General features: G+C 70.1%; 2 protein-coding genes. Both read left to right on the top strand.

The window, feature by feature from the left end; translation table 11 throughout:
- The coding region (locus DD1DGNOD_RS13805; protein WP_131770333.1) for a DsbA family protein at positions 1-665 on the top strand (665 nt) is incomplete at its 5' end.
- Between the two features lie 244 nt (positions 666-909).
- A partial coding sequence (gene hemC / locus DD1DGNOD_RS13795) for a hydroxymethylbilane synthase (RefSeq protein ID WP_131770331.1) occupies positions 910-1,444 on the top strand: 535 nt, incomplete at its 3' end.

Below are 1,444 nucleotides of genomic sequence, written 5' to 3'. Positions count from 1 at the left end.
AGGAGGCGAAGATCGGTATCCTGGTGGCGGCGCTCGCCGCGTCCATGCTCTCCTGGGCTGTCTTCCGGCTGGCGGACGTACTGCCGGAACGGATGCGCGCCCGTGCCGAGCGCGGTGTCTCCGAGGTCATTATCGACCTCGCCGAGCCCGTCGACCCGGAGCGCGACCGGATCCGGGGTCCGCTCGACGCCCCGGTCACCCTCGTCGAGTACGGCGACTTCGAGTGCCCCTACTGCGGCCGGGCCGAGTCAGTCGTCCGCGAGCTGCTCGCGGATTTCGGCGATCTGCGCTATGTCTGGCGGCACCTGCCACTGACAAAGGTGCACCCGCACGCCGAGTACGCGGCCATCGCCGTCGAGGCCGCGGCCGAGCAGGGCGCGTTCTGGGAGATGCACGACCTGTTCTTCGAGCACCAGTCGGACCTCGCCATCAAGGACCTGGTGCGATACGCGGGCGAGCTGCAGCTCGATGTCGAACGGTTCCGGGCCGACCTGCGCGCCAGGGTCGGCGCCGACCGGATCGAACGCGACATCGCCTCCGCCGACGTCAGCAGCGTCTCGGGGACGCCGACGTTCTTCATCAACGGCCAGCGCCACCACGGCGCCTACGACGTCGCGACTCTCGCCCTGGCCATAGAAGCCGCCCGCCAGACAGTCAGGCAATAACGGCGTCTGCTCCTGCCCCCTGTGGTGTCCATCTCCATCCGGGCCAGTGGCGCACCGACGCAGTAGTGGATGCCGCGACCGAAAGCGACATGCCCGGACGAATCGCGGGTGACGTCATGCGTCTCCATGTCGTCGAGCAGTGCGGCGGTGGCCTGTGAAGTGGACCTGGAGGGCTGCGGGGGCATGTGCGACACTCGGGCGGCCTCGGCGCTCCTATGCCGGGTCGCCGAACTAGCCTGATGCCATGTCCGCATCCCGGCTGATCCGCATTGGTACCCGTTCCTCCCCGATGGCGCTTGCCCAGGCCGAGCGGGTCCGCGCGGAACTGGCAGCCCTTGATCCCGATCTGACCGCCGAGATCGTACCCATCACCACCAGCGGGGACAGGTGGGCGGGCCCGCTGTCCGCGCTCGGCGGTAAGGGCGCCTTCACCAAGGAGGTCGACGAGGCGCTTCTCGACGGCCGTGCCGATCTCGCGGTGCACTGCATGAAGGACGTCCCCGGGGACCGTCCGGTCCCGGCCGGCACCGTCTTCGCCGCCTACCTGCCCCGCGACGACATCCGCGACGCCCTGGTCCACCCCGGCGGCCTGGTGCTGGACCGGCTGCCGTCCGGCGCACGGATCGGCACCTGCGCCGTGCGCCGGATCGCCCAGCTCGCCCAGCTCTACCCGCATCTGGAGACCGTGCCGATCCGCGGCAACGCCAACACCCGTCTGGCCAAGCTGGACGCCGGCGAGGCCGACGCGCTGCTGCTGGCCGTCTCCGGTCTGGAACGTA

This window comes from Candidatus Protofrankia californiensis, assembly GCF_900634765.1.
Classification (GTDB): Bacteria; Actinomycetota; Actinomycetes; order Frankiales; family Frankiaceae; genus Protofrankia; species Protofrankia californiensis.
This window is presented reverse-complemented; position numbering and strand designations above follow the sequence as displayed.